A 25,858-nucleotide genomic window follows, 5' to 3' on the forward strand; every position below is an offset into this window, starting at 1 on the left:
CTCCTCGGGCAGGTCGTACAGGATCTCCGGCCGTCCCTCCACGAGGTGCATCCGCAGGTCGCGCGGGTCCAGACCCGCCTCGCGGGCGCGCTTGGGCAGCATCTGACCGAGCGTCCCCACGATCTCCACCCCGGTCGCCCCTCCGCCGACCACGGTGAAGCTGAGAGAGCGGGCCCGCTCCTCGGGATCGGGCTGCCTCGCGGCGGCCTTGAACTGCCTCTCGACGGCCTGTTGCAGCTCGCGCGCGTCGTCCACCGACCACATCGTGATGGTGCGATCGCGCAGCCCGGGGATCGGCGGCACCGACGCGATGGCGCCGGTGGCGATCACCAGCCGCCAGTACGGCACCTCCTGGCCCTCGCCGACTCGCACGAGGTGCCGGTCGGGCTCCACGGCCGCCACGCGGTTGTAGCACACCGTCACGGGCAGGTCGCGGAAGATCGTCGGATGCCACAGCTCGCAGAACTGCGGCTGCGGGGACGGTCCCACCGCGACCAGGTCCAGCTCGGAGAGCGCCTGCTGGCACGGGTCGGGCTCCACGAGCAGCACCTCGACGCCGTCGCCCGGCCTCATCCTTCGCCCGAGCTCCACGGCGCACGTCGTGCCCGCGTAGCCTCCACCCGCGATGACTACCCGGCGCGGCGCGGATCCGCTCTCGCACGGCGACGCGCTGCGATCCTCGGCCACGGCACCCCCTCGTCCTCGCGGCCGTATCCCCGGCGTTCATACCCGAGGGACGAGCCGCCCCGCTCGTCCCACCGCGGCGGGCGGCCACGGTGGCGCCGACGGGCCGCCGCCGGGGACGGTCGCCGCAGAGCCGCCGTCACGCCGCCACGGGCGGACGCCGCGGCCGGGCTAAGGGAAGATACTCCTCGGAGGATCCGGGGCGTGAAGGGGCCCCCGCGGAAGGGAGCACGCGATGGTCAAGCTCTACGCGCTGTCCACGTGCCCGTACTGCCGCATGACGCGCAAGTTCCTGGACGACGAGGGGGTCGAGTACGAGGAGGTCGAGGTCGACAAGCTCGAGGGCGCCGAGCGCGAGGACGCCGTCGAGGAGGTGCGCCGGGTCTCGGGAGGCACGTCGTTCCCCGTGGTGGTGGCCGGCGAAGAGGTGATCGTCGGCTTCGACAAGGCGCGCATCAAGAAGACGCTGGGCATCTGAGGCACCGGCGCAAGGAGGCGCGGCGATGGCCGACCCACCCCGAAGGCTGTTCGAGCCCGGCACCAGGATCGAGGACCTGAAGGCGTACATGGGGCCGTTCGTGGCGCGGCTGGGCTACAAGTTCAACAGCGACACGGAGTTCGTGGACGCCGTGCTGGAAAGCGAGCTGGAGCTGCTCGAGAGCGAGGGGGACGTGTGGTGTCCGTGCCGGATCCGCCCCGACGACCGCCGGGAGCACGCCAAGTACGTCTGCCCGTGCATCCCGTTCTACCTCGACGCCTTCGGTGCGGTCCGGAAGTGCTGGTGCGGCCTGTTCGTCCGCGGAGATGTCGAGCGCGGAGAGGAGCTGCACGGCGCGGTGGAGATACCGCCCGGACCGAAGACGGTGCGTGTCGCAGCCGCCTCCGACCTGGCCGACGGGCAGGGCAAGACGGTCAAGGTCGGTAAGCGCGAGATCGCGCTGTTCCGCGTCGGGGACGAGTTCTACGCGCTGTCGAACCTGTGCCTGCACATGTACGGGCCGCTCGGCGAGGGCTACCTCGACGGCCATCACGTGATGTGCCCGTGGCACGGCTGGCGGTACGACGTGCGCGACGGCAACACAGACCATCCGGGCGCGGACGTGAGGACCTACCCCGTCGAGGTGCGCGACGGCGAGGTGTTCGTCACGGTGTAGCGGGGCCCGCGCCGGGAGCGGCGGGGCCGGCACCGTGGGTCCGACGCTCGCCGCGCTCGGCGAACAGCTCCGCGATGCCGGCGATCGAGCCCATGAAGCTCGACGCGTCGTAGGGCAGGAAGACCTTGTTCGCCTCGCCCTCGGCGATGGCCTTGAGCGCCTCGAGGTAGCGGATCGCGATGAGGTCCTGCGTCGGGTCCCCCTCGTGGATGGCGCCGAAGACGCTCTTGATGGCCAGCGCCTCACCCTCGGCCACGGCGGCGCGCTGGTACTTCTCGGCGTCCGCGACCTCCTTGATCGCCTGCGCCTGGCCCTCGGCCTGCAGGATCGCGGACTGCTTGGCCCCTTCGGCGCGCGTGATGGCGGCCTGCTTGTCGCCGTCGGCCTCCAGGATCACCGCGCGCCGCGTGCGCTCGGCCTTCATCTGGCGGTGCATCGCCTCGGTCACGTCCATCGGCGGCTCGATGCGCTGCAGCTCCACGCGCACCACGCGCACGCCCCACTTGTCGGTGGCGTCATCGAGGATCTGGCGCAGCGCCGCGTTTATCTTCTCGCGGCTGGTCAGCGACTCGTCGAGCTGCATCTCGCCGATGACGTTGCGCAGGTTCGTCTGCGCGAGCTTGGTGGCAGCCAGGTAGAAGTTGGCGACGTTGTACATCAGCTTCACGGGGTCGGTCGCCTCGTAGTAGACCACCGCGTCCACCGTGACCACCACGTTGTCCTTGGTGATGACCTCTTGCGGCGGGACGTCGACCACGTTCTCGCGCATGTCGACCTTGGCGATCTTGTCGATGATCGGCACGATGACGTGCAGCCCGGGCCCGACGGTGCGCTGGTACTTGCCGAGCCGCTCCACCAGCCCCTTCTGGTAGGGGCGGATCACCTTGATGCCCGCGATTGCCCACACGAACAGTACGAACAGCGCGATGAGCCCGAGGAACACGATCGTGACGATGTCCATCGTCAGGCCTCCCCTTCAGTCGCCGGCGTCAGTCGCCCGCTTTCGGTTCCCGTGCGGATCCCCCCTCGGCGGGGGTGACGATCAGCCGCGTCCCCTCTATGCGCTCGACCACGACGCGCGTGCCTGCCGGCATGGCCTCGCAGTCCGGCGCGTCGGCCCGCCACTCCTCGGAGGCCACCCGCACCCGCCCCCGGAGACACCCGGGGTCGAGATCCTCGATCACCACGCCCGTCTGGCCGATCAGCCGGTCGACACCCGTCCGCTCCGGCGACTCCCGCGTCACGGCGAGTGCGAAGCGGCGCAGGCTGATCAGGAGCACCGAGGATACCCCGATGAAGGCCACCCACTGCCACCCGACGCTGACACCCAGGAACTCCAGCAGCGCGGCGACGGCAGCGCCCACCGCGAAGGGGAGCATGAAGAAGCCCGCAGTGAAGATCTCGGCCACGAACAGGATCGCGGAGAGTGCCACCCAGACCCAGAACCAGGGTTGGACCTGCATCCTGCCTCCTTGCTCGCCGGGGAGGCGGCCGCACGTGGCCGCGCCGGGCCTAGCGTAGCGCTCAGGAGGCGAGAACGAAAGGCGTGAGGCCGCGGGAGGCGGCGAGCTCGTCGAGCTGACCGCCGACGACCGACTCCACCAGCGGCGAGGCCTTACGTCCCAGGTCGCGCTCGTAGACGACCTTCAGGTAGGAGCGGCACGCGTCGCAGGCGTGGACGCGGTGCGCGGCGTCGGCCTCATCGTAGAGGTACCGCAACCGCGTGTGCTCGCGCGTCCCACAGCGCGCGCAGCGGAGGCGCTCGAAGGGCCACTCGCTCCGGCACGCCGCGCAGAAGAGCTTCCTGCGCCCGCCGGCGAGCTCTCCCTCGTCGGTCACGCACCCGACCTCCGCGGGGCTGCCGCAGACGGGACAGCATCCCGAGGACCATGCCTTCCAGGGATCGGCGCCCAGCGCCTCGACGGCTGCCCGGGCGTACGCCGAGAGGAACGGCGTGAGCGCCGAGGACAGCACGAACCCGAGGAGCGAGAACGTGAGCGGACCGTCCTCCTTGGCGCCCAGGGACACCAGGGCGTCTCGAGAGAACCCCGGGGCCGGTGCGAGCGCCGCCTCGAGGGCCTCCGTGGTGACGCCGGACGCCGCCTCGGCGGCCAGCGAGAACCCTCCGCGCGTCTCGGAGAGCACCTCGGCGCACTCGGAGAGGCTTCCCGCGAGCGCGGCCGCCGCCGCGGCGAAGCGCGGGGCGTCCGCTTCCGCTGGCGCGGCCGACAGCAGGGGCTGCCCGCCCGCCAGCGCCTCGCGCGCGATGCTCGGGTCAGGAGCGTCGGGGGGAGGGGGTTCGAACCCCTCCTGCACGCGCCACACGCACTCGGCCAGAGCGAGTATCGGCACGAGGCCGGGTGACGTGCGGCGGTACCGCTCCAGGTTATCGATGACGAGCCGGTCCATCGGGTCCTCCTCGCAGGTACGGTGCGTGCGGACGGGCGGGCGGCGATCCGCGCCGCCCGCCCGTCGGTCCGCTACGCTGTCAGGCCTCGACGACGTTGCTCCCGTCGCGGAGCTCCTCCTCCGCCCAGTGGCCCCAGTGGTACAGGGCATCGGACTCCGAGACGCGGCCGTTGCCGAACATCAGCCGCCACGAGCCGCGGTAGGGCTGGAAGACCCCGGCTCCCAGGTATACGTGCGCGACCATGATCATCGCCACGAGCACGAAGGCCACGTCATGCAGGACCAGCCCCCAAAGCACCAGCGTCGGGCCGAAGAACGATGCGCCCCACAGCACGACGCCGGTGAGGGCGATCAGGACCGAGGCCGCGATGAGCAGGCCGTCGGACAGGCGCTGCCCGGACTTGACCTCGTGCTGCTTGGGCATGTGGGTGGTCTTGGACGCGAACAGGTACTTGGGGAACATGGCCATGAACCTCCGGTCGTCCCGGTCCCACCGCGCGAAGAGGTTCTTCATCATGTGGACCAGGCCCGAAGGCGCGACCGCGAGTCCGGCGAGCGGAGCGGCGATGAAGACGACGCCCATGATCCTGTGCAGCAGCCGCGCTCCCTGAAGGGTGCCGTGGCTGATGGAACCGGCGATCGAGGGCACGAACATGAGCGTGCCCGTGACGAGCAGCGTCATGCACGAGACCGTGTGGATCCCGTGGATCCAGCGCTTGAGCGCGCTATGCCTCTGGATGTACCGCATCTACCCCACCTCCTTCTCTCGGTCCTCCAGCGTCAGCTCGTCGCGGCGATAGCCGATGCCGGTCAGGAACGACAGGCCGAAGACGCCGGCGACGGCGGCCGTGCCGATCGCGGCCAGCGGCTTGAGCAGCTGCCACAGCGAGACCGCCGAGGGCGCCTGCATGCCCGGCGTCAGTCCGTGCGCCTCGGCGCCCCGGTGGGCCACCGTCAGCACGTGGGTCCCGCCCAGCTCGTCGATGCCGAAGACCTCGGCCTTCGTGTGTCCGCCCCCGTGAAGCCCGGTGAGGCGCTCCCGAGCGGCGGAGACCATCTCGTCGCGCCGGCCGAAACTGAGCGCGCCCGTGGGACAGGTCGAGACGCAGGCCGGTTGCAGCCCGTTGACGACCCTGTCCTCGCACATGCGACACTTGGACGTCTTGTTGGCCACCGCGTCCCAGTGGGGCACGCCCGCGGGGCAAGAGTTCACGCAGTAGCGGCACCCGATGCACTTCTCCCGGTCGAGCGCCAGCGCTCCGGTGGAGGCGCGGCGGATGGCCCCGACGGGGCAGACGGTCTCGCACGTCGCGTCGGTGCAGTGCAGGCAACCTTGCCGGCCGAAGTTCCACTGCACGCCCCCGTCGTCCGGCTCGACCTCGTTGAAGGTCATGCGCAGCCACGTCGCGGGGCCGAGCTCGCTCGGGTTCTCGTAACTCCCCGAGAACTCGTACGCCGAGTCCTTCAGCGGAGAGGGCAGCTGGTTCCACTGCTTGCAGGCCACCTGACACCCCTTGCACGCCGTGCACTTGGAGGTGTCGTACAGGATGGCCATGTCCTTGACGTCAGCCATCGTCTATGCCCCCTTCCTGATGTCGACGAGGAAGGCCTTGTACTCGGGGATCGTCGTGTTCGGGCAGCCGACGTTCGGGGTGAGGTCGTTCGCGATCGCGCCCTTGCAGTTCTCGGAGCCGTAGCCCCAATGCCAGGGTGCGGCGATCTGGTGCACGGTACGTCCGTCGATCTCGAAGGGCTTGAGCCGGGGCGTGACCATGGCGTTGCAGGTGATCGAACCGCGCTCGTTCCGCAACGTGACCATGTCGCCGTTGGCGATGCCCTTCTCCTCGGCCAGCTCCTTGGAGATCTCCACGAACATCCTCGGCATCGCTTCGACGAGCCAGGGCATGTTGCGCGACATCGCGCCGGTCTGCCAGTGCTCCACGACGCGGAACGTGGTCATGACGACGGGGTACTTCTCGGCCGTCCCGAGCTTGGCCGAGTCCCAGACCTTCACCGCCGGGTTGTTGCGCGTGGCGGAGAGCGCGTTCTCGACCGGGCTCTCGTAGGGCTCGTAGTGCTCGGGGAACGGGCCGTCCTTCATGCCCTTGGCGAAGAAACGCGCGACGAGCTCGGGGTTCATCATGAAGGCGGGGCACTTCTCCGGAGGGATGGGCACGGGCTCCGGTGCCGCTGTCTGGAAGGCGAAGTCGGGGACGTCGTTGCGCAGCCACCGCGTCCCGTCCCACTTCACGAGGGCCTTGTCCGGGTTGTAAGGCCGGCCTTCCGCATCGCAGGACGCGCGGTTGTAGATGATGCGCCGGTTGACCGGCCAGGCGAACGTCCACTTGGAGTAGGAGCCCACGCCGCCCTCGAGGCCGTCGACGGTGGCGTCGTCGTTGTCACGGGAACCGGTGGGCTGCTGCTCCGGCGGAGCTCCGGCGACGTTGTAGTAGCCGGAGTAGATCCAGTTGCCGCACGCCGTCGAGCCGTCGGCGGTGAGCTTCGTGAAGTTCACGACAGGCGCTCCGTCGGCGACGGTGTAGCCGTTGATCGCAAGGGCGACCTTCTCTATGTCGAAGTGCCCGTCGGTCTCGTAGTCCCAGTGCAGCTTCGTGATCGGGTCCGGGAAGGTCCCGCCCGCCGTCTCGTACTCCGCGCGGATCGCCTTGAACAGCTCGTCCATGATCTCGCCGTCGTCTCTGGCCTCACCCGGCGCGTCGACGGCCTTGTAGCGCCACTGGATCCAGCGGCCGGAGTTCGAGATCGACCCCTGCTTCTCGTAGTGGCACGCGGCGGGCAGCAGGAAGACCTCGGTGCCGATCTCCTCGGGCTTGGTGCCCGGCGCCTTCCAGAACTGGGCCGTGTCCGTCTCCCAGAGGTCCACGGCCACCATCCAGTCGAGCTTGGCGAGCGACTGCCTCGCCCACACGCTGTTGGGGCCGCCCACTGCCGGGTTCATGCCCCACAGCAGCAGCCCCTTGATCACATCCTTGTCGATGGCGTCGAACAGGCCCACGAAGGTGTGGTTGTTGTCCGCCACCTTCGGCAGGTAGTCGTAGAGGTAGTCGTTCTTGGCCTTCGCGTGCTCGCCCCACATCTCCTTCAGCTGGCTGACGAGGAACTTCGGCTTGTTCGACCAGTAGCCGGCATAGGCCGTCTCCTTCTCCAGGTACGCGGCCAGACTCGGATGCTTGGAGGCCAGGGGCGTGGTGTAGTACCCGGGCAGTATGTGGCACAACGCGCCGAAGTCCGTGGAGCCCTGCACGTTGGCCTCGCCGCGCAGGGCGTTGATGCCGCCGCCGGCGATGCCCATGTTGCCGAGCAGCAGCTGCACCAGTGAGAGCGCGCGGATGTTCTGCGAGCCCTTGGTGTGCTGCGTGAGACCCATGGCGTACAGCGCCGTGCCCGCCTTGCCCGGCTGTCCGGTCGCGCAGTAGACGTCGGCCACCTCGAGGAACTTGTCCGCCGGCATCCCGCAGACACGCTCGACCATCTCGGGTGTGTAGCGGGCGTAGTGCTCCTTCATGAGCTGGAAGACCGAACGCGGGTGCTTCAGCGTCGCGTCCTTCTTCGGCACCTTCGCCTTCGGCAGCGTGAACGAGGGGGTCCCGGGACTCTGGGTCCACGCGTAGGGCCCGGTCTCCGAGGTGTCCCACTCGGTCTCGCCCTCGAACTCGTACTCCCAGGTGGCGGCGTCGTACGCGCGCTTGGCCTCGTCGTATCCCGAGAACATGCCCTCATCGAAGCGGTAGTCGCCGGAGACGAGCCACGAGGCGTTCGTGTAGTTCGCCACGTACTCCTCGTGCATGAGGTCGTTGGTCAGGATGTGGTTGATCAGCCCGCCGAAGAAGACGATGTCCGTGCCCGAGCGGATCGGAGCGTAGATGTCGGCGACGGCGGCGCTGCGGGTGAACCTCGGGTCCACGACGATGTACTTGCCGCCTTTGGCCCGCGCCTCGTTCACCCACTTCATCGAGATCGGATGGTTCTCGGCGTTGTTACCGCCTATGGCGAGGACGGCGTCCGCGTTGCGGAAGTCGATCCAGTGGTTCGTCATCGCGCCTCGCCCGAACGAGTTGCCAAGACCGGCAACGGTCGAGCTGTGTCATATGCGGGCCTGGTGTTCGATGTAGACCAGGCCGAGGGCGCGGTTGAGCTTGTGCAGCAGGTAGCACTCCTCGTTGTCCAGCGCCGCCGCTCCGAGCGAGCCGATGGCCTCGGTGCGGTTGACCGTGACGCCGGCGTCGTCCTTGGTCACGAACGAGGCGTCACGGGTCGCCTTGACGCGCTTGGCGATCTCGGAGACCGCCCACTCCCAGTCCTTCTCCTCCCACTCCGATCCGTTCGGTGCCCGATAGAGCACCTTCTGCTGCCGGGCCGGGTTGACGCGGACCTCACCGGAGTCGGGGTCGTAGACCGCGTGCAGGTTGAACTGCGCCGCGCCCTTGGCGCACAGCGTCCCCTGGTTGATGGGGTGGTCGGGGTCGCCCTCCAGCGCGACCAGCTTCCCATCGACGACCGAGCAGATCCCGCCGCACCCGACGGAGCAGAAACAACACACCGTCGGCGACTCCACCGCCTCCTTGACGCGGAGCACCTGCGGACTCTCCTCGGCCACGGCGATCCGTGGTCCGAGGATCTCCTCGAGGGCTCCCGACGCCATGACGGCGCCACCCAGTCTGAGGAAGCCCCTTCTCGTGAGTTGCACGTCCCACCTCCTTGTGTCCCGGCGTGCAGTCCCCTGCATCAGGGCGCGCGGGAGCTGCCCGCGCACGCGGGTGGAAGCCGATCGCACCGGCCTTCTTCAAGTCCCGTCTCAGGTTGTTCGGCAGGCGCGCGAACGAGACCGAGCGTCTCGGGGAGCGCGCCTCGATAGGCGGGGAACGCGAAGATCGAGGCCGACGTCCGCCTTGCACCCGATGTATGATTCGCCACCCGTCGATGGAACCCTTGAATCCCGGCGGAGATATGCCGGATCGTCGCGGTTTCACCGCATCGGGATGCACGAGACGGGCGGCTCAGGGGGGGACGGCCGTCTCGTCGGTGAGGGCGGGCGGATGACGTGCCGGCCGGCGATCCGGCACGCCACCCGGCCCGGCCCGTCACGCCAGCACGTGCGCCCGGGCGGGCGCGGTCACCACTCAGCCGTCGCGGGGCGAGGCGCGGAGGTCGGACCGGCTTGTACGCGACGCACCGAGCCGCGGACGGCCCGGTGTCGCGGGCGCGTCCGTATCGGCAGGACGGAGACGCCGCGAGGGTGATGGGGCGAGTGGTTGAGGCCGGTTCGTCCCTCTATGGTCACCTTCGCGTTCTTCGACGGGTCCCGATGCGTTCCTTCCCGAACGATTCCCAAGAACATATTAGACATGCGTTTGATGCTTTATCTGCTCCCACGGACGGGGTATCATCTTGCCTGCGAGGCACGACGGCGCACGAAGCAGCGCGCGTTCGCGCGCGCCGAGGAGGTTCCGATGGCGGACGCGTTCGATTCGGTCACGGGAACGGTAGGCGGCACCCCCGCCGTCTACCTGAGGCGGGTCGCCGATGGACTGCCCGCTCGGGTGCTGGTCAAGCTCGAGTCGCATAACCCTGGCGGATCGGTCAAGGACCGCATCGGCCTTTCGATGATCGCCGACGCCGAGGAGCGCGGCCTCATCGAGCCGGGGCACTCGGTGCTCGTCGAGCCCACGTCGGGCAACACGGGCATCGCGCTGGCGATGATCGGCGCCGCCCAGGGGTACCGGGTCGTCCTGACCATGCCGGAGAGCATGTCGATGGAGCGGCGCAAGCTGCTCGCCGCCTTCGGCGCCGAGCTGGTGCTGACGCCCAAGGAGCGCGGCATGCAGGGATCGGTGGATGCCGCCGTCGAGGTGGCGGGCTCCCGCGACAGCGCGTTCATCCCCGGCCAGTTCGACAACCCCGCCAACCCGCGCGTCCACTACGAGACGACCGGCCCCGAGCTCCGCGTCTCCCTCGGCGAGGCCGAGCTCGGTGCTCTGGTGGTGGGGGTCGGCACGGGCGGAACGATAAGCGGCGCCGGCCGCTACCTCAAGGAGGCGTACGGGGACGTTCTGGCGGTGGCCGTGGAGCCGGCGGAGTCGCCGCTCATACGCCAGTTCCTCGCCGGGGAGCAGCTCACGCCGGCGCCGCACGTGATCCAGGGCATCGGCGCGAACTTCATCCCCGGGACGCTCGACCTGTCCGTCGTGGACGAGGTACAGCAGGTCACCGGCGAGGAGGCGGTCACCGTCGCGCGCCGTCTCGCGGCCGAGGAAGGGTTGCTGGTCGGCATCTCCTCGGGAGCGAACGTGGCCGCGGCGCTGAGGGTCGCGGCGAGACCGGAGATGGAGGGCAAGGTGGTCGCGACCGTGGCGCCCTCCACCGGGGAGAGGTACCTCACGACGGTGCTTTGGGAGGCGGTGGGGTAGGTGCGCGTCTCGCAACGCCTCGATTACGTGCTCAGGGCCCTTTCGGCGATGGCTCGCCTGCCGGAGGGGACGCCGGTCGTGGCGGGAGAGCTCGCCGCGGAGCTGCGGCTGCCCAAGCGCTTCCTCGAGCAGCAGCTCACGCTGCTGGGCAAGCGCGGGATCGTCAGCTGCCAGCGCGGCGCCGGCGGCGGCTGCGCGCTCACGCGGCGAGCCGAGGAGATCACCGTGGCGGAGGTCGTCAGGGCCGTCCAGGGCGAGGTGCTCGACGTGCCTCATACCAGCGGTTCCTCGGTGGCCGAGATGTGGCAGGAGGCGGCCCACGCGCTGGAGGCCTTCCTCGCCGGCGTCACCATCGCGGATCTGGCCCGGCGGCAGGCCGAGCTCGACGCAGAGGCCGCCCCGATGTACTACATCTAGTGTCGCACCGGCGGATCGCCGTCCCGGCCGGGGCGCGACTCCGCGCGCCGCAGCAGCTCGGCGGCCTTTGAGCGCACACCCTCGGCGGCCTGCTCGAGCTGAAGCTCGCCGAACGCGGGCCTTCGCTCGAGTATCCGCCAGACGCCCCCCGTCATCACCGCCTCGACGTCCTCGGGCGAGGCGGACTGCAACAGCGTCCGGACGGGGTCCGGGCTCGGGCCGAGGCGGAAGGCGACGACGTCGGCTTGCTTGCCCTCCTCCAGCGTCCCGAACCGGTCGCCGACGCCGAGCGTCTCGGCTCCGTCGGCCGTGAGCATCCGCAGCAGCGCCTCGGGCGACAAGCCCGCGTCGAGCGAGGCCAGCAGCCGTGCCTCGCCGATCACCCAGGCTTCCGGGGCGCTCGCCGCGGAATCGGTGCCCACGGCGAGGCGGCAGCCGGCGGCGCGCAGGCACGCCACCGGGGGAGGACCGTTCTCGAGGAACTCGTTGGACGTCGGGCACAGCACGACGCCGCCGGCGTTCGCGGCGAGCCGCTCGGCGTCGCCGTGCGCGAGGTGCACGCAGTGGACCGCGACGGTGCCTTCCAGCACGCCCAGCCGGGTCAGGTACGAGACGGGGCTTGCGCGTGGGACGCGGAAGCGGTGAGCGAGCCTGCGAGCCACCGGCCGCAGCGGACCGTCGCCGGACGCGGCCAGACGCATCTCGGCGGCCGACTCCGCCACGTGGAGCATCATGGGCCGGTCGGACTCTCGGGCGGCTCGCCAGGCCGCTCGCAGCAGCCCCGGCCCCGAGGTGTAGATCGAGTGCGGCGTCAGGCCGCACGTGGCGCGAGGGCCGCAACCGGCATCGCCGGCGGGGTACTCCGCGGCGGCCAGGCGTTCCTCCAGCCCGCGCTTCGTCGTGCCGAAGACCTCCCAGAAGAACGCCCCGCCCAGCCCGAGGTCGGCGGCAGCGGCCAGCGCCTCGGGCCCGTAGGCCACGTCGCCGACGGCCGTCACGCCGCAGCGCAGGCAGCGGAGCGCCCCGAGCGACGCCGAGGCGGCCAGGTCGTCGGGTCCCAGGCCCCTGAGCACCTCGGCCAGCAGGCGCACCCACTCGGGGAACGGGGCCGAGGGCAGCAGCCCCCCGAGAGCCGTCAGCGACAGATGCGTGTGCGCGTTGACGAGCCCCGGGGTCAGGACGCAGCCCGAGAAGGCGTGCTCCTTCGTGTTCGGGAAGGCGAGGCGCAACTCCTCGGCCGGACCGACCGCGGCGATGTGCGCTCCGCGGACCGCCACGGCGCCGCCGGGCACCGGGGGACCGGAGACGGGCAGCGCCCAGTCCGCGGTCAGCAGCACGCCTACTCCTCGGGCAAGCCGAGCAGGCTGGGCTTGCGCAGTTCGGGACAGCCGCAGCCGAAGCCGAGGTCCGCGGAGGCCACCGCGTCGATCACGCAGCCGGCGACCGAGGCCGCCCGTTCGTGGAAGATCGCCTCGAGCTCCGAGTGCTCCCAGTCCCTCACGACGCCCTCCGCGTAGTTCACCACCATGTAGATGCCGGCGTAGCACGCGCCTATGTCACGCGCGAGGAAGACCTCGGGGGACAGCGACTGGCCGATGACGTCGCCGCCGAGGCGGCGCATGTAGTCGACCTCGGCGGGGGACTCGAAGCGCGGGCCGCCGGTGACGAGGTACGTCCCGCGAGGGAAGATGCGGCGTCCGGGCTCGCCCGCGCCGTCTCGAGACTCGCCCGCCTCGCCGAGGAGACGACGCGCGGCAGCGCGTGAGAGGGCGCCGTGAAGGTCGGGGCAGATGGGCCGCCGCATGATGAGCAGGTGGTCCCCGCGCACGTAGATGTCCTGGCGCGCCGTCAGGTCGATGAAGTCCGTCGGCAGCACCACGTCGCGCGGGTCGAGCAGGTGGTTGAGCGAGCCGACGCCGCCGTCGGCCAGCACCTTCCTCACGCCCGCCTCGGCGAACACCCAGAACGTCTGCAGGCTGGCGTCGGCGCGCTTCACGCCCCGGCGCCACCCGTGCATGCGGACGGCGAGCGCGTCGCGCGGGCCGGACCCGCCCGCCACCCGGAAGTGCGTGAAGGCGGGCGAGCGGCCGAACGGCGTCTCGAAGACGAGGCCGTCGGCAAGGATCTCGACGCGCTCGTCGGGCAGCCCGCCCGCGGTCCCCAGCGACAGCGTGCCGCTGCCGCCGCAGATACCTACGTCAGAGCGGGGGATCGTGGGGTCGGGCATCGTGACCTCCTCGACGAGAAGCGTAGACGAAGGGAGGAGGGGAGGCTACCCGCTCCGGCGCGGTATCGCGCGCCGTCATGCGGGAAGAACCCCGTCCGAGGCGGACCCGCCACCCCGTGGTCGGCGCTGGGCCTGCCGCGGCGGCGATCGCGCTCCCGTCGGCCACCGGGCCCTTCGGGAAGGAGGTGCGCGCGGATGGTGAGCACCTGGGACGAATCGATGGAGACCGGCCATCCGATGATCGACCAGCAGCACCGCGAGCTGATCGGCCTGGTCGACGAGCTGGACGACGCCGAGTTCAGATCGGAGGATCACGGCGCCGTGCTCCACGTGCTCGACCGGGTGACGGAATTCGCGCTGACGCACTTCGACGCGGAAGAGGACCTGATGGAGCAGGTCGATTACCCTCCCGTCCCCACCAGGGAGATGGTGGAGCGGCACAGGGAGTTCAAGGCGTACACGCGGCTCCGCGTTCTCGAGTTCCGCGCGGGCGAGATGCTGGGCGTGGGGCCGCTCCAGTCCTTCCTGCGCGACTGGCTCACCGAGCATGAGTTCGGCTTGGACCGGCAGCTCGTCGACTGGATGCGGCAGCGGAACAGGACGGCCGTGGGCGCCGGCAGGTACCGGAGCGGCGGCTAGGCGTGGAGCCTCTCGAACCCTCCGTCGCGCGAGGCTATACTCGCACGGGGGGCGGGAGAGGCGGTGTCCGATGTCCGGCCACGAGTACGTGCACGCGCTCGGGGCACAGATCGAGATATGCACCGAGAGCGAGCTGCGCGTCCAACTCGCGCGGCTGCTGGCTTCGACGGGCTCGGCCGACGCGCAACCCTACATCCTGGACGCGATCGCCGAGGAGACCGACGAGACGGCTCGCGAATCCTTGCGCAAGGCGCTGGCCGAGCTCGAGCGGCTGCAGGGCGAGGGCTAGCGGCTCGCGCGGCTCTTCACTCCGTCTCGATCGGGAAGCCGTTCGGCACCACCTCGATCCAAGTAGGCCCGGTCGCAAGCCGCAGTTCCTCCCCGGCCGTGGTGCTGAAGCGCGGCGGCGAACCTTCCTCGGCCGACCATCCGCCCTCGAAGCGCCGCCCCCCGCGCAGCACGAGCGCCTCACCGGAGCCGGTGAGCCGGATCTCCGTGGTGCCGGGCCGGTCCCCCTCCATCGTCGCCGCGAACACCACGACGACGTTGGCCGCCGAGTACGGCGTGTCCTCCTCCGTGTCCACGTGCGGCTCGCCGTTGATCTCGCGCAGGTAGCGCTCCGCCGCTTCGTCCCAGCGCCAGGTGACACGGTTCTGCGCCCGGAACGGCACGGTGACGACGGTCCCGCTGGCCGCCTCGGTCTCCGGTGCCTCGCCGAAGCGCAGCTCCGGCGGATCGGCCTCCGTCGGGAAGCCCTTCGCCTCGGCGGCCGCCCGCAGGCCACCGATGCCCGTGTAGAGGTTGTGCGGCGCGGAGCGCTCGGCGCTGCGCTGGTAGGGCTCGGCGGTCGTGGGCGTTCCGGCGTCCTCGATGCCCGATGCCGCGATCCGGTCGAGCACCGTCCGGTTGGCGCCCGAGTAGGCGAAGATGGCGCCGTACTGCGGCACGATGTAGAGGTCCGAGAGACGAGCGCTGCGGACGGGTCCCACGCGCTCGGGCGAGCGCGAGTGGAAGATCGCGTTGAACCGGGTGATGCCGCCCTCGGTGAGTGTCTCGTACACGACGTCGGCCTCGGACAGGCCCGTCTGCGGCCTGGCCGCCGCCGCGTTCTCGATCTTGACGGACACGATGCGCTCCCGGATCGCGTCCTCGCTCGGCGCCTCCTCGCCTGTGAGCGGCCACAGCGCGGCGGGTTCCTCGGGAGGCGGCGCAGGCCGGCATCGGGTGCAACCCACCGACGACGCGCCGAGCGTCGCCGCGGCGGCGGACAGGGTGATCGCAAGAAGCGCTAGCCGGAAGCGGTCCATCGGCGTCCTCCCTTCTCGAACCCGGTATGTTCCCCCACCGCCGGGGGCGCGAGCGGGAGGCGGCGGGCGCTGCCAGGAAATCCCTCGTTCGTACTCCCGAGGAGGTGGGAATAGGGCACCATCGCGCTGACCGAGGGAGACATCCATGCACCCGGCACTGCCTGCGGCGACGTTGCTCGCGATCGTTGGAGCGGCGCTCCTTGGCGGGTGCGTGCCGGTAGCGCCTCCCGATCCCGCCCCGAAGGCCAAGGCGATGGCGGTCAGCGAGGTCGACGTCGAGGCCGCCAGGGGCGTCGTGGATCGCTACATCACCGCGGCGCAGGGGGGCGACCGGGAGGATCTCGGGAGCGTGGTGACGACGGCGGCTCTGGAAGCCACTCGCGCCCTTTCGGGTGCGGAGTCGGTCGAGGTGCTGTCCGTGACGCGCGACGAGAGCGGCACCGATGCCGACTCCGGCAGGGTGGTGCTGGTCGTGGAGTGCGACGTCTCCTACCCGGACCAAGCGATGCTCAGCCAGAGCGGCCTGTACGTCTTCCGCGTCACGCTCCAGGAGACGCCCGAGGGCTGGCGGATCGAGAAGTTCGGCCCATAGGGGAGATCGCGTACCGCCTACTCGAACCGGCGCACCTCGCGGTAGAGCGTGTCTCGCTGCACCGGAGTGAATCCGGCGTCTCGGATGAGGCGCACCAGCTCCTCGCGGGCGAGCATGAAGCGCGTCCCGGCCGCCGCCACCACGTTCTCCTCGATCATCGTCGAGCCCATGTCGTTGGCGCCGAAAGCGATCGCGAGCTGGCCGATCTTGGCGCCCTGCGTCACCCAGGACGCCTGCAGGTTCGTGACTGAGTCCAGGAACAGTCGCGCGACCGCGAGCGTGCGCAGGTAGTCCCACCCGCTCGCCGCCGCCAGCGGCTCGTCGCCGCCGAGCGTGGCGTCCTCGGCCAGAGGCGTGTTGCCCGGCTGGAACGACCAGGGGATGAACGCGCGGAAGCCCACGGCACCCGCCGCGAGCGCCTCGTCTTGCACCTCGCGGACGCGCGCCATATGCGCGACCCGGTCCTCGAGCGTCTCCACGCCGCCGAACATCATCGTGGCCGTGGTCGACATGCCCAGCGCGTGCGCCTCGCGCATGACGTCGAGCCACTCGCGCGAGGTGGCCTTGCGTGGCGAGACGTGCGAGCGGACGCGGTCCACCAGGATCTCGGCGCCCCCGCCGGGCAGCGAGTCCAGACCGGCGTCGCGCAGGCGGCGCAGGACCTCGCGGGTGGGCTCGCCGGAGAGCTTGGCGAGGTGGACGACCTCGGGCGGGCCGAAGCCGTGCACGTAGATGGGGTAGCGTGCCTTGAGCGAACGCAGCATCTCCTCGTACCACTCGAGCGGCAGGTCGGGGTGCAGCCCGCCCTGCAGCAGGATCGCGGTCCCCTCGAGCGCCAGTGTCTCCTCCACCTTGACGTAGAGCTCCTCGGGCGGCAGCACGTAGGCCTCGGGGTGTTCCGGGTCGCGATAGAAGGCGCAGAAGCGGCAGCCGCTGACGCAGACGTTGGTGTAGTTGACGTTGCGGTCGACGATGAACGTGACCTCGCGCTCGGGGTGCAGCCGCTCGCGCATCAGCGAGGCGGCGGCGCCGAGGGCCAGCAGGTCGCCGTCGCGCAGGAGCGCGAGCGCCTGGTCCCCGGTGAGGCGGAGCTCGCCGGAGGCCGCCGAGCGGGCGAGCGCGGCGGCGGCGCTGGCAGGGTACGACGGGGCGTTCACGCGTCCTCCAGCACGCGCAGCTCGGGCACCCGGTCGAGCTGGCCGACCGCGTGGGCCTCATCGAGGAAGCGCCGCAGCCCCCGCCGGAAGCGCGGCTCGAAGCGGAACACGAGGGCGTCGAAGTAGCTGCGGAACCGCTCGGGGGGGAACGGCTCCCACCGCGCGGCGTGCTCGGAGATCTCGTCGAGGTTCGCGCGGCAGTAGGCCAGCGAGCGCCGCAGCCCCTCGGCGATCGCCCGCACGCCCTCGGGGCACTCCTCGGCGTAGGCGGCGCGCACCGCCCACACGGCGTAGACCATCGGCAGTCCGGTCCACGCCGTCCACTCGGTGCCGAGGTCGTACGCGATCAGCCCTTCGGGCGGCTCCCAGTACGCGCGCAGAGCGTCGTCGCCGATGAGCAGAGCGGCGTCGGCCTCGCGCAGCATGGTGGGGAGGTCGGGCGGCATCTCCCAGTACTGCGCCTCCACGCCCCAGCGGCGCCCGAGCAGCACCCGGGCGAGCACCTGTGAGGTGCGCGAGGTGTCGGTGAGCGCCACGGTGCGGCCGCCGAGGTCGGTGGCGGGCAGCTTGGAGAGCAGCAGGATCGACTGGACCTCACCGTCGGAGCTGATCGCGATGTCGGGCAGCAGCGCGAGCTCCTCGGCATGGCGCGCGTACTCGATCGCCGGTATCGGCGCCACGTCCAGCTCACCCGCGAGCAGCCGCGAGCCGAGGTCGCGCGGCGCGGCCTTCACGAGATCGACGTCGAGCAGCACGTCCTGCTTCACCAAACCGTAGTACAGCGGCAGGCAGTTCAGGTACTGGATGTGACCGAGGCGGGGACGGGTCGCCATCCGCCTACCCCGCCTCCGCGCCCACGGGCTCGCCGCTCACCACGCGGCACGCGCCCGTCGCGGGGTCCAGCCCGTAGACGCGGATGACGTTGTAGAGCGTGTCGCGCTCCACGGGCGTGTGGCCGGTCTCCACGATCAGCGAGAGCAGCTCCTCGCGCGAGAGCGCCTCGGGCGTGGTGGCGCCGGCCATGTGGGTGATCCGCTCCTCCACCACGGTGCCGTCGATGTCGTCGACCCCGAAGGCCGTCGATATCTGCGCCATCTTGAGGCCGACCATGATCCAGAACGCTTTGACGTGCGGGATGTTGTCGAGCATCAGGCGCGCGATCGCGAGCGTCTTGAGGTCGTCGTAGCCGGTGGTGCCGGGCAGGTTGGCGAGCTCGGTGTTCAGCGGGTGGAACGCCAGTGGGATGAACGCGAGGAAGCCGCCGGAGACGTCCTGCCGCTCGCGCAGGCGGATCAGGTGGTCGACGCGCTCCTCGAGCGTCTCGATGTGGCCGTAGAGCATCGTGCAGTTCGTCGCGATGCCCAGCCCGTGCGCCTCGCCGTGGATGCGGAGCCAGTCCTCGGCGGAGGTCTTCTTCTCCCAGGCGGCCAGCCGCGCCCGCTCGGAGAAGATCTCCGCGCCGCCGCCGGGCATCGCATCGAGGCCCGCGTCCTTCAGTCGCTTCAGGACCTCGAGCGTGGTGAGCCCGCTGATCTTCGCGTAGTACTCGATCTCCACCGCGGTGAAGGCCTGGATGATGACGTGCCGCGGCAGCGCCTCGCGCAGGCGGCGGATCATCTCGACGTAGAACTCGAAGGGCCAGTCCGGGTGCAGCCCGCCTACGACGTGCACCTCGTAGGCGCCCTGAGGGACGGACTCCTCGGCCGCGCGCACGACCTCCTCCAGCGTCATCTCGTACGCGCCGTCCTGCCCCTTACTGCGGGAGAACGCGCAGAACTTGCAGCGGTTCTCGCAGATGTTGGTGGGGTTGATGTGGCGGTTGACCATGAAGTGCACGCGGTCGCCGTTGAGGCGCCGCCGCACGTGGTTCGCGAGCTGCCCGATGCCCAGGAGGTCGGGGCTGCGGTACAGCGCGAGGCCGTCCTCGGCGGACAGGCGCTCGCCGGCGAGGATCTTCTCCGCGATCGGCTGCAGCGCGAGGTCGTTGACTGCGAAGGGAGACACGTCTCGACTCTCCTCGGTGAGAAGGGTTCGCGCCGCCGGTGCGGCGCGTCCCGACGCGGCATCGGCCGCAAGGATTCTACCACCGCCCGCACGAGCGCCGTTCCGCAACAGGGAACACTTCCGAGGAGAGGGATCCCGGCTGAGGAGGCGCCAAGTGGACGAGCACTTCGATGCAGTGGTGATCGGAGCGGGTGCGGGCGGGGAATCGGTGGCCTGGCGGCTCGCCGGGCGGGGCAAGCGCGTGGCTCTGATCGAGCGCTCTCTCATCGGGGGAGAGTGCACGTACTGGGCGTGCATCCCCAGCAAGACTCTGCTGCATCCTGTCGGCGTCCGCGCCGAGGCGAGGCGCGGATACGGCACCGGCGACGTCGCTATCGATTGGGAAGCCGTGTCGGCCTACCGCGACTACATGACCCGGGACTGGGATGACTCCAGGCAGGTACGCGAGTACCAGGAGATGGGCGTTGCCGTCTTCAAGACCGAAGCCCGTATAGAGGGGCCGGGTGTCGTGATCGCCGGCGAGACCGAACTGAGGACGAGGAACATCGTTGTTGCGACCGGCGGCGACCCGTTCGTGCCGCCGATCGAAGGGTTGGCCGAGAGCGGCCACTGGGGGACGCACGAGGTCACGAGCATGAAGCGCGTCCCGGAGAGCGTCGCGGTCGTCGGCGGCGGCCCGGCGAGCATCGAACTCGGGCAGATGCTTGCCCGCTACGGCTCCGCCGTCGCGCTCATCACGCGTCAGTCCCGGTTGTTCGCGAATGAAGACATCCGCGTCGGGGACATGCTCGCGGATGCGCTGGAAGCCGACGGTGTCGGTTTGCGGTTCGGAGCCCAGGTGCGGCGCGTGTCGCGCACCGCTGGCGGCAAGCGCCTCGAGTTGGACGACGGTTCGACGGTGGAAGCGGCGGAGTTGCTCGTCGCGACAGGCAAGCGCGCGCGGGTGAGCGGCTACGGGCTCGAGACGCTCGGCATCGAGAACGCGGAGCGGGGCATCCCGATCGACGAGCACGGGCGCGCGGGCGAGGGCGTGTGGGCCGTGGGCGACGTGACGGGCGTTGCGATGCTGACGCACGTGGCCAAGTACCAGGGGCGTCTCGTCGCCGACGGGATCGTGGGTGAGGAGCGGACGCTGGACTACCGGGCCGTGCCCCGAGTCGTCTTCAGCGACCCCGAGATCGCCTTCGTAGGGGTGTCCGCCGAGGAGGCCGCACGCAAGGAGATGGACGTCGTCGCGTCGACGGTCGAGATGAGCAGCCTAGGGCGCCCGTACATCCAGGAGCGTGACGCGCGCGGCTTCCTCACGCTCGTCGCCGATGCGAACACGCGGGCGATCGTCGGCGCGACGGCGGTGGCGCCGCTGTCGGGAGAGTGGATACACCTCGCCGCGCTGGCCGTTCGTGAGGGCATCTCGGCCGAGTCGCTGTTCGAGACCATCATCCAGTTCCCCACGTACTCGGAGGCGTACATCTCGGCGGCCGAGGAGTTGAGGCGGCCGCCTTCACCTCGACGACGCTCGTGAGAGGCGGCCGGTGATGGGCATCTCGGACTACGGGTTCCTCTCGGACTGCCAGAGTATCGCGCTGGTGGACACGAGCGGGTCGGTCGACTGGTACTGCCTGCCTCGTCTGGATTCGCCGTCGGTCTTCGGACGGTTGCTGGGCACGTCGGCCGGGCACTGGCGCATCCGCCCGCTGGGCACGTTCCGCGCTCAGCGTGCGTATCTCGCCGACTCCCTCGTCCTCCGAACCGAGTTCACGACCCCTGACGGGTCGGTCGCCCTCACCGACACGCTCCTGTTCGAGCGCGGCGCTCGAGGTCACGACGTCGGGCTTCGTGTCCCGCATGTGCTCATGCGTCGCGTGGACGGCCTGCGCGGAGACGTCGAGATGGAGATGGAGCTTGCGCCCCGCTTCGAATACGGGCTCACGGCGTCTCGATTCGCTCACCAGGACGGGCGCTACATCGCTCGCGGGGGCGAGATCGTGCTGACGCTCGAGACCGATGCCCCGGTCTCGCTGGAGGGGTCCGCGGCGCGCTCGCGCTTCCGACTGCGGGCGGGGCAGTCGCTCACCTTCCGTCTCGGCTACCGAGAAGCGCTCTCCAGCGATCAGCCGTGTCCGGCCGCTGAAGGCTCCATCGAGGACACGCTGGAGGGTTGGAGGTCGTGGGCGGCGCTGCACAGAGGTTACAAGGGCCTCTACCTGGAGAACGTGAGGCTGAGCGCCCTCGTGCTGCAGGGCCTTACGTTCCAGCCGACGGGGGCTCTCGCGGCGGCCGGGACCACGTCTCTGCCCGAGGTTCTTGGCCGGACGTGGAACTGGGACTACAGGTTCGCGTGGTTGCGCGATGCCAGCCTGACGATGTTCGCCCAATGGGTGGCCGCTTGCCCGCATGAGCCGACGAGGTTCTTCGACTGGCTCTGCCGTGCCGGAGGTCCCCTTTCCGAGCAGACCGTGCAGATCGTCTTCGGAGTGACCGGAAGACGTGACCTGACCGAGCACAGCCTGCCTCACCTGGAAGGGTTCGCGGACAGCTCACCCGTACGCGTCGGCAACGACGCCTGGATGCAGCGACAGCTGGATGTCCTCGGCGAGGTGCTGGACGCCGCGTACCTGCTGCGCGACCAGCTCGGGCCGATGGATGCCGAGACGAGGGAGCTGCTCGTCGGCTATGCCGATCGGGCGGAGCGGGAGTGGCGCGAGCCGGATGCCGGCATGTGGGAGGCGCGCGACGAGGAGCGTCACTACACATCATCGAAGGTGATGTGCTGGGTGGCCCTCGACCGGGCCGTCAAGCTCGCAGAGCGCCTGGAGGCCGAGTCGCGGATCGGCCGCTGGGTGCGGGCCCGGGCCGAGGTGAAGGAGCGGGTGCTGGCCGAGGCCTGGAACGACGACCTCGGTGCTTTCGCGGGAGCTCTCGGCTCCGACCGCCTGGACGCATCGGTCCTCCTGCTGCCTCTCGTCGGCTTCATCGATGCGACCGACGAGCGGATGCGCGCGACGATCCGGGCGATCGAGGAGCGCCTCAGGGTCGACGGTCTGGTCAGACGCTGGGACGGCGAACCGAACGGCTTCCTCATCTGCAGCTACTGGCTCTCGGAATGCCTGGTGCTCGCGGGCGAGGTCGAGCGCGGCGCGCGGCTGTTCGAGCGGACCACCGCTCTTGCCAACGACCTCGGGCTTCTATCCGAGGAAGCGGGGATCGGAACGGGTGAGCTGCTGGGCAACTTCCCCCAGGCGTTCTCGCATGTCGGTCTGATCAACGCGGCCTGGCGACTCACGCTCGCGCGGCAGGGGCCGTCGGCGGCGGGCGGCGGCGAACGTCCGGGTGTGCCGGAGACCGGTCGCGGGTAGCTACCATGGACGCGGCTCGGCGGACCGGATCTGACACCAGGGGAGGATGATCGACATGGGTATCAAGCTGCAGGGAAAGGTCGCCGTGATCACCGGCTCGGACTCGGGGATCGGGCAGGCGACGGCGGTGGCCTTCGCACACGAGGGCGCTGACGTGGTGGTGGACTACCTGATCGACGACGAAGGCGCCGAGGAGACCAGACGACGGGTCGAATCAGCTGGACGCCGCGCAATCGTCGTTAACGCCGACGTGCGCGACGAGCGACAGGTCGAGGAGATGTTCGACCGGGCGCTCCGGGAGTTCGGGCATGTCGACATACTGGTGAACAACGCCGGCGTGGACGCTTCCGGCAAGAAGGTCGCGGATCTCGACACGGGGACCTGGGACAACGCGATCAAGACGAACCTCTACGGTTACTTCTTCTGCGCGCGACGCTTCATGAGGGAGCGCGAGAAGGCGAGCGGCGGCGGCGGCAAGTGCATCAACATCACGTCCGTCCACGACAAGTTCCCTCGCTCTGGCGCAGCGGACTACGACTGCAGTAAGGGCGGCGAGCTGATGTTGATGCGCACGCTCGCTCTTGAGGGGGCCCCTTACCACATCAACGTCAACGCCATCGCGCCGGGGTGGGTCGCGACGCCTTTCAACAAGCCCGACCTCGAGGACCCCGAGGTCTACGAGGCGGATGCGAAGACGGTCCCGTGGAGACGTATCGAGCAGCCGGAAGAGGTCGCCAAGGTGGCCGTCTTCCTCGCATCCGATGACGCGGACTACGTCACGGGCGCAGAGTGGACGATCGACGGCGGACTCAGCGTCAACGAAGCCCAGGGGGCGTGAACCATGAGGAGGGGCGTCGGCACTGACGGAGGTGACAGCCGTGGCTGAGGTCCGGGAGTTCGCGATCGTGGGATTGGGCAGGATGGGCTCGAACCTGTCCCTGCAGGCACTCTCGAACGGTTACCGGGTGGCCGGCTACGACAGGAGGGGAGTCTCCGAGGACCTTCGGGGGGCCGGATTGACCGCCCTCCCGAAGCTCGAAGGCCTGCGAGGCGCACTCAGCTCCCCACGAGTGGTCTTCCTCTACATCCCCGCGGGACCGGCCGTCGATGAGGTCCTGGAGACACTGGAGGGCATCCTCGAACCCGGCGACATCGTTCTCGACGGCGGCAACTCGTACTGGGGCGACTCGATCCGCCGCCACGAGCGCTTGGCAAGCCTCGGCCTCCGGTTCATCGACCTCGGCACGAGCGGCGGTGTCGAGGGGGCGCGAGAAGGCGCCTGCTTCATGGTCGGCGGCGATCGAGACGCGGTCGAGAAGGTCGCACCGATGCTGCTCGACCTCGCAGAGCCAGGAGGATATGTGTTCGCGGGAAGGCCCGGGTCGGGGCACTTCGTGAAGCTCGTGCACAACGGGATCCTCTACGGCATGCTCGAGTCGATCGGCGAGGGCGTGGCGCTGCTCAGCAAGTTCCCGGAAGGACTCGACATCGCCGGCATCCTGAGCTGCTGGGAGAACGGATCGGTGATCCGATCGTTTCTCATCGAAGTGCTGAGGAAGCAGTACCGCGACATGGGCGGGGACGAGGACGTCCCGTCTTACGTGGAAGACACCGGCGAGGTGAACTGGCTCATCGGCGACGCGTTGCACATGGAGGTTCCCGTGCCTGTGATCGCCGAGTCGGTGATGCAGCTGTTCGTCGCACGTGATCGCGAGGAACACTGGGCTCGGGCGATCGCGATGATGCGACACGGCTTCGGGGGGCACCCTCTCGGACCCGACGAGCACGTAGCCGGCGAGCGCGAGCACGGGAAGGTCGGGTCGTACGTCGAGGTCGGGGGCCACTGAAGGCCCTCCGGTGGGGGACTCGGCGGACGTCGCGGCCGTGACCTGGGGGCGCACGCCCGCCCGCTGCCGGGTCAGGTCCTTCCCCGCTCGCCTCTCCGCCTGCGATGGATCTCCTCCTCGGTGAGATCCCGGCCATGCGCCACGTCGGGCACCGGCACGGTGTCCTGTCTCGTGAACAGCTCGATCATGCTCTTGCCGTAAGGCCAGAACGCATCGCGCTCGCCCGCGTCCCACTTCGCGCGCATCTCGGGCGTGTCGATCCTCCAGTCGGGCCGGACCCGGCTCGAGACCTCTCGCAGGTCCAGCGCGAGTTCGTAGACGCTCGGTCGTCCCCAGTACCAGTAGCCGTTGTACACCTTGTGGATCGTCAGCCCGGGACCGAGCACGAGCGTGTGGGGGATGATCGGATCGTCGCGCGCGTCCGTGTACTCCTCTATCCCCAGGTCTCGCTGGATCGTCCTTCCGATGTCGGAGAGGAATGGCCACTGCGCCCCCACCGATTGACGGAACTCGTTGAGCTCGAGGAGGGAGTCGGTCGTGATCGTGACGATCTGCGTGTAGGCGACGCGGATCTGGGGGTAGAACCGGGCGAGTTCCAGCAACTGCTGGTGATCCTTGGGTCAATACGAGCCGCGCAGCAGCGTCAGTATCATCGGATCGTCGCCCTGCAGGTCGGACAGCTTGCACATCCTGTTCGTGTGGTCTCGCAGTTCGTAGTCCGGGAATCGCCCGCCCGGCCGGATGTCCTCGCGCATCGGCGTCTCCTCCCGTCGATTCCTGAGCAGATTCCCCAAGAGCGCGCGCTTCGCACGACGGCGGGTGTCGTTTGCCCGGTTCGGTCATGTGGAAGAACGGATGATACCCGAGAGGAGGTGAGAGGAATGCATCAGACGATGACGAGCGTCTCCACCGCGACCGCCGTCACCACGCTGGCGTGTACCGACATCCAGCAGGAGGCCGGCTTCTTCCGCGACACGCTGGGCATGAGGGTCGAGATGATGCCGGGTCTTCCCGGCTATGGGATGGTTGCGGCGGGCCGAGGGACGTATCTCATGTGCTACCAGCGGCCGTCGATGCCGCACTGCGACGCGACCGCGATGACCTTCGTGGTCGACGACGTCCGAAGCACCGTCGAGGAGCTCCGCGGCAGGGGTGTCCGGTTCGAGGAGTACGATCTTCCGGAGCAGGGCATCAAGACGGTCGAGGGCATCGCGTCGCTCGAGGATGGCTCGAAGGGCGCATGGTTCAAGGATCCCTCCGGGAACCTGCTGTCGCTGACCGAGATGAGCTCGGCCGGCAAGAGCGCGATGTCGGGCATGAGCATGTAGCTCATCGCTCGCCAGGCCGACACGGATGCCCCGGCGATCGCCGGGGCATCCGTTCGCGTTCGCGAGAGTCCTCTCTCTCCCTCGCGCAGAGAAGCGGAGAGCCTGCTTCGACACCCCGACGAGCGGGAGGCGGGATCGAAGTCCGGCGCGCGTTACGGACCGTGAGGGGAAGTAACTACTCGGAGCCGTCGGAGGAGGTCCGCGGCCAGTGAATGGAGGGACGATGCGAACGCTTCTTCTCGCGTCGCTTGCGACGCTGCTCGCGATCTCGGTGCTGATGGCGGGGTGCCCGGCTCGGGACGGCGACGG

The 25,858-nt window shown here is 69.7% G+C and carries 26 protein-coding genes; 12 read left to right on the forward strand and 14 right to left on the reverse strand.

Annotation, left to right across the window (positions count from 1 at the left end; genetic code table 11):
* Positions 1-687: FAD-dependent oxidoreductase (locus tag IBX62_08080; protein MBE0477037.1), on the reverse strand; the 687-nt coding region annotated here is incomplete at its 3' end.
* 232 nt (positions 688-919) lie between these two features.
* On the opposite strand from IBX62_08080, the gene IBX62_08085 reads away from it, so the two are divergent.
* Both IBX62_08085 and IBX62_08090 read left to right on the forward strand, forming a co-directional pair.
* Positions 920-1,162, forward strand: a complete 243-nt coding sequence (locus IBX62_08085) for a glutaredoxin family protein (protein MBE0477038.1) — start codon at positions 920-922, stop codon at positions 1,160-1,162.
* A 25-nt stretch (positions 1,163-1,187) separates the two neighbouring features.
* A complete protein-coding gene (locus IBX62_08090) occupies positions 1,188-1,838 on the forward strand; it encodes a Rieske 2Fe-2S domain-containing protein (protein MBE0477039.1) in 651 nt (216 codons plus the stop codon).
* Here the strand turns inward: IBX62_08090 and IBX62_08095 are convergent.
* The 6 genes from IBX62_08095 to IBX62_08120 form a co-directional block, all read right to left on the reverse strand.
* On the reverse strand, positions 1,828-2,799 hold the full coding sequence (locus tag IBX62_08095) for an SPFH/Band 7/PHB domain protein (protein ID MBE0477040.1): 972 nt from the start codon (positions 2,797-2,799) through the stop codon (positions 1,828-1,830). The genes IBX62_08090 and IBX62_08095 overlap by 11 nt on opposite strands.
* A gap of 28 nt (positions 2,800-2,827) precedes the next feature.
* The gene (locus IBX62_08100) at positions 2,828-3,301 is read right to left on the reverse strand and encodes an NfeD family protein (GenBank protein ID MBE0477041.1); all 474 of its coding nucleotides are present in this window, start codon (positions 3,299-3,301) and stop codon (positions 2,828-2,830) included.
* A gap of 61 nt (positions 3,302-3,362) precedes the next feature.
* Positions 3,363-4,247, reverse strand: coding sequence for a formate dehydrogenase accessory protein FdhE (locus IBX62_08105; GenBank protein ID MBE0477042.1), 885 nt, complete (start codon positions 4,245-4,247; stop codon positions 3,363-3,365).
* A gap of 79 nt (positions 4,248-4,326) precedes the next feature.
* Positions 4,327-4,995, reverse strand: coding sequence for a cytochrome b/b6 domain-containing protein (locus IBX62_08110; protein MBE0477043.1), 669 nt, complete (start codon positions 4,993-4,995; stop codon positions 4,327-4,329).
* Complete coding sequence (locus tag IBX62_08115) at positions 4,996-5,820, reverse strand: 4Fe-4S dicluster domain-containing protein (GenBank protein MBE0477044.1); 825 nt, start codon at positions 5,818-5,820, stop codon at positions 4,996-4,998.
* A 3-nt stretch (positions 5,821-5,823) separates the two neighbouring features.
* On the reverse strand, positions 5,824-8,955 hold the full coding sequence (locus tag IBX62_08120; GenBank protein MBE0477045.1) for a molybdopterin-dependent oxidoreductase: 3,132 nt from the start codon (positions 8,953-8,955) through the stop codon (positions 5,824-5,826).
* Between the two features lie 763 nt (positions 8,956-9,718).
* On the opposite strand from IBX62_08120, the gene cysK reads away from it, so the two are divergent.
* Both cysK and IBX62_08130 read left to right on the forward strand, forming a co-directional pair.
* Entirely contained in the window at positions 9,719-10,675 is a 957-nt protein-coding gene (gene cysK / locus IBX62_08125; protein MBE0477046.1) for a cysteine synthase A, read from the forward strand.
* Entirely contained in the window at positions 10,676-11,092 is a 417-nt protein-coding gene (locus IBX62_08130; GenBank protein ID MBE0477047.1) for an Rrf2 family transcriptional regulator, read from the forward strand. It abuts the gene before it with no gap.
* On the opposite strand, the gene IBX62_08135 is transcribed toward IBX62_08130, so the two are convergent.
* Complete coding sequence (locus tag IBX62_08135; GenBank protein MBE0477048.1) at positions 11,089-12,429, reverse strand: amidohydrolase family protein; 1,341 nt, start codon at positions 12,427-12,429, stop codon at positions 11,089-11,091. The genes IBX62_08130 and IBX62_08135 overlap by 4 nt on opposite strands.
* A 2-nt stretch (positions 12,430-12,431) precedes the next feature.
* Complete coding sequence (locus IBX62_08140; protein MBE0477049.1) at positions 12,432-13,319, reverse strand: MTAP family purine nucleoside phosphorylase; 888 nt, start codon at positions 13,317-13,319, stop codon at positions 12,432-12,434.
* Between the two features lie 195 nt (positions 13,320-13,514).
* Here IBX62_08140 and IBX62_08145 point away from each other — a divergent pair, with 195 nt between their 5' ends.
* Positions 13,515-13,958: a hypothetical protein gene (locus IBX62_08145; GenBank protein MBE0477050.1), complete on the forward strand. Its 444-nt coding sequence runs from the start codon at positions 13,515-13,517 to the stop codon at positions 13,956-13,958.
* Positions 13,959-14,028: 70 nt separating this feature from the next.
* On the forward strand, positions 14,029-14,247 hold the full coding sequence (locus IBX62_08150; GenBank protein MBE0477051.1) for a hypothetical protein: 219 nt from the start codon (positions 14,029-14,031) through the stop codon (positions 14,245-14,247).
* Positions 14,248-14,263: 16 nt separating this feature from the next.
* On the opposite strand, the gene IBX62_08155 is transcribed toward IBX62_08150, so the two are convergent.
* Positions 14,264-15,265, reverse strand: a complete 1,002-nt coding sequence (locus IBX62_08155; GenBank protein ID MBE0477052.1) for a DUF3048 domain-containing protein — start codon at positions 15,263-15,265, stop codon at positions 14,264-14,266.
* A 145-nt stretch (positions 15,266-15,410) separates the two neighbouring features.
* On the opposite strand from IBX62_08155, the gene IBX62_08160 reads away from it, so the two are divergent.
* Positions 15,411-15,857, forward strand: coding sequence for a hypothetical protein (locus IBX62_08160; GenBank protein ID MBE0477053.1), 447 nt, complete (start codon positions 15,411-15,413; stop codon positions 15,855-15,857).
* Between the two features lie 17 nt (positions 15,858-15,874).
* Here the strand turns inward: IBX62_08160 and mqnC are convergent, their stop codons facing one another.
* Genes mqnC through mqnE form a run of 3 tightly spaced genes read right to left on the reverse strand, consistent with a single transcriptional unit; the run spans position 15,875 to position 19,285 of the window.
* Positions 15,875-17,014: a dehypoxanthine futalosine cyclase gene (gene mqnC / locus IBX62_08165; protein ID MBE0477054.1), complete on the reverse strand. Its 1,140-nt coding sequence runs from the start codon at positions 17,012-17,014 to the stop codon at positions 15,875-15,877.
* Positions 17,011-17,847: a menaquinone biosynthesis protein gene (locus IBX62_08170; GenBank protein MBE0477055.1), complete on the reverse strand. Its 837-nt coding sequence runs from the start codon at positions 17,845-17,847 to the stop codon at positions 17,011-17,013. Before IBX62_08170 ends, mqnC begins: the two co-directional genes overlap by 4 nt.
* A gap of 4 nt (positions 17,848-17,851) precedes the next feature.
* Positions 17,852-19,285, reverse strand: coding sequence for an aminofutalosine synthase MqnE (gene mqnE, locus IBX62_08175; GenBank protein MBE0477056.1), 1,434 nt, complete (start codon positions 19,283-19,285; stop codon positions 17,852-17,854).
* Between mqnE and IBX62_08180 the strand changes: the two genes are divergently transcribed.
* The 4 genes from IBX62_08180 to IBX62_08195 are packed head-to-tail and all read left to right on the forward strand — an operon-like array spanning position 19,173 to position 24,221.
* Positions 19,173-20,540 carry an NAD(P)/FAD-dependent oxidoreductase gene (locus tag IBX62_08180; GenBank protein ID MBE0477057.1) on the forward strand — a complete coding sequence of 456 codons (1,368 nt, stop codon included), beginning with the start codon at positions 19,173-19,175 and terminating at the stop codon, positions 20,538-20,540. The two genes, mqnE and IBX62_08180, sit on opposite strands and share 113 nt — an antisense overlap.
* Before the next feature lie 10 nt (positions 20,541-20,550).
* The gene (locus IBX62_08185) at positions 20,551-22,374 is read left to right on the forward strand and encodes a glycoside hydrolase family 15 protein (protein ID MBE0477058.1); all 1,824 of its coding nucleotides are present in this window, start codon (positions 20,551-20,553) and stop codon (positions 22,372-22,374) included.
* 55 nt (positions 22,375-22,429) lie between these two features.
* Positions 22,430-23,212, forward strand: a complete 783-nt coding sequence (locus IBX62_08190) for a glucose 1-dehydrogenase (protein ID MBE0477059.1) — start codon at positions 22,430-22,432, stop codon at positions 23,210-23,212.
* A gap of 40 nt (positions 23,213-23,252) precedes the next feature.
* Positions 23,253-24,221 carry an NADP-dependent phosphogluconate dehydrogenase gene (locus IBX62_08195; protein ID MBE0477060.1) on the forward strand — a complete coding sequence of 323 codons (969 nt, stop codon included), beginning with the start codon at positions 23,253-23,255 and terminating at the stop codon, positions 24,219-24,221.
* A gap of 71 nt (positions 24,222-24,292) precedes the next feature.
* Here IBX62_08195 and IBX62_08200 read toward each other — a convergent pair whose 3' ends face one another.
* Positions 24,293-24,976, reverse strand: coding sequence for a redoxin domain-containing protein (locus IBX62_08200; protein ID MBE0477061.1), 684 nt, complete (start codon positions 24,974-24,976; stop codon positions 24,293-24,295).
* Between the two features lie 126 nt (positions 24,977-25,102).
* Between IBX62_08200 and IBX62_08205 the strand changes: the two genes are divergently transcribed.
* Positions 25,103-25,549: a VOC family protein gene (locus IBX62_08205; protein ID MBE0477062.1), complete on the forward strand. Its 447-nt coding sequence runs from the start codon at positions 25,103-25,105 to the stop codon at positions 25,547-25,549.
* Positions 25,550-25,858: the final 309 nt, after the last annotated feature.

It is taken from the genome of Coriobacteriia bacterium, from assembly GCA_014859305.1.
Lineage (GTDB): Bacteria > Actinomycetota > Coriobacteriia > Anaerosomatales > Kmv31 > Kmv31.